A 2,047-nucleotide genomic window follows, 5' to 3' on the forward strand; every position below is an offset into this window, starting at 1 on the left:
AGAAGTGAGCCAGTAGCAAAGGGAAGAGGGAGAGCATCTTGAATCGACAAGATGATAAAAAGGCGATGTTCGATATTATGCCGGCAGATACAGAATTCTCTGCTGTGAAACCATCATTATCACGTCGGCTCATTAATAAGACCTTGCAACATGCACAAGATGCAGTGGAATTTGCCAGTGATACCTCACGCAATATTGCCGGTGTGGCGGATGCGGCGCTGGATGCACTGGATCAGGTAACGCATCATACCAAGCGTGGTGTGGAAGGCATGCGCAATACGGTTCGGGACATGGTCTCGGAAACCAGTGAAGCGGCACGTCAGGTGGCGTTGGCGATGGCAAGGGCTTCTTTGGGCAAAAGTAGTCTGACCCTGTATTTGCCGGAAATGCTGCTGAATAACCAGATACGCAAGCGCATGGATCGCTCTGAAATTGATGATATTAAAATTGAATGCGGCAATGACCGTTTTCATATTGAACTGGATGGGCATTACCGTCGCTTTTTATACCGGCTTTCACTGGAATTTAATGTGTTGGAATGTCGGATCGGTCAGGAAAAATATTTACGCTTACGTCAGGTCGATGAACATCTGGATTTACAGATTCGTCATGGTGGAACCCTGACCAACTGGGCAGCGCGTCGTGTGGGCAATGCCAGTTTTGAACTGATCAATTCCTTACCAATTCCTTTTCTGATTAATCACCTGATTCGTGATGTGCCGGGCATCCAGAAAGAAGGGCATCGCTTATGGTATATCGATCTGGAAGAAGCGGGTTTTATCGACTTCATCAATAACCGCTCATGGATGGTCGATAAACTGTTAAGCCTGACTGATTTTAGTATTTTGCCGGGTTTGAATATCTTGCAGGAAAGTCGTGAACTGGTACAGCAACTGGTGGATCAGTTTGAGATTCGTGGTTTACGCGTGCAATCGGGCCGTCTGGAAGTGCAGGTCGGGATTGGCACGGATTACGAAAATAAAAGCAGATAAGAAAAAAGCCACTGTCAATGCAGTGGCTTTTTAGAATTTGGCGTCCCTACGGGGATTCGAACCCCGGTTACCGCCGTGAAAGGGCGATGTCCTAGGCCTCTAGACGATAGGGACTTATCGGAGGAGATTTACTTACAGAATATGAAACATATCGCGTGTAAGCCTAAATTCTCAGCAAGGATGATTCATCTTTGCCTTTCCTCGAATTTAGTGGCGTCCCTACGGGGATTCGAACCCCGGTTACCGCCGTGAAAGGGCGATGTCCTAGGCCTCTAGACGATAGGGACGTTTCAGAGGTGGGCGTATATTAGGGTGAATCGGGTGGGGTGTCAAACACTTTTCTCAAGAAAAATTAAAAAAACCAAACAAGTGTTTAAAAATAAAACATATCGAGGAATAAATAATCAAAAATAAGCAGTTAAGCTCAAAATATGAAAAAAAGGGCTTTACTCCAGATATAAAAAATGCAGCTTAAGCTGCATTTTTTATAGGAACGAATTATTGGCGATGACGATAGAAAATGTAATGGCTCACATAACATGCGGCAATAAACAGCAAGCAACCAATAAAACCTGCTTGCATTTCCGGATCGGCTGCCATACTCAGCCCTGTAATCAAACAGAAGATAAAACCCAAGATTGGGACGATCGGGTAAAGCGGCGCAGCAAATTTTAAATCTTTTGCAGTATGTCCGGCCTTGTACCATTGACGTCTGAAGTTAAATTGACTCCAGCAGATACTCATCCACACGATCACCATGGTGAATGCAGCCACCCCAAGTAAATTCTTGAAAATAGTCTCAGGTGCAAAGTGTTCTGATAACAACCCTGGAATTGCACCAAACATGGTGACGACCAGTGCAATGATAGGCGTACCACTCTTTGACAAGCGAGAGAAAACGCTGGGTAGCTGACGCTGATCGGACAAAGACCACATCATACGTGATGCCGCATACAGGCCTGAGTTGGCCGCTGAAAGCAGTGCGGTGATAATCACGAAGCGGATAATATCGTCGGCATAAGGAATACCGATGTAATTAAACACGGTCACGAACG

2 protein-coding genes and 2 tRNA genes are annotated in these 2,047 nt (G+C 45.6%); 1 reads left to right on the forward strand and 3 read right to left on the reverse strand.

Features of this window, described 5'->3' with window-relative positions; all coding sequences use genetic code 11:
- Positions 1-38: 38 nt before the first annotated feature.
- Positions 39-992: a hypothetical protein gene (locus J699_RS00165; protein WP_005282654.1), complete on the forward strand. Its 954-nt coding sequence runs from the start codon at positions 39-41 to the stop codon at positions 990-992.
- 38 nt (positions 993-1,030) lie between these two features.
- Here J699_RS00165 and J699_RS00160 read toward each other — a convergent pair.
- From J699_RS00160 to J699_RS00150, 3 genes are all read right to left on the reverse strand, one after another.
- A tRNA-Glu gene (locus J699_RS00160) sits at positions 1,031-1,106 on the reverse strand.
- 97 nt (positions 1,107-1,203) lie between these two features.
- A tRNA-Glu gene (locus J699_RS00155) sits at positions 1,204-1,279 on the reverse strand.
- Positions 1,280-1,490: 211 nt separating this feature from the next.
- The coding region (locus J699_RS00150; protein ID WP_032883016.1) for an amino acid permease at positions 1,491-2,047 on the reverse strand (557 nt) is incomplete at its 5' end.

The sequence above is a fragment of the Acinetobacter sp. 1000160 genome (genome assembly GCF_000588715.1).
Taxonomy (GTDB): domain Bacteria; phylum Pseudomonadota; class Gammaproteobacteria; order Pseudomonadales; family Moraxellaceae; genus Acinetobacter; species Acinetobacter courvalinii.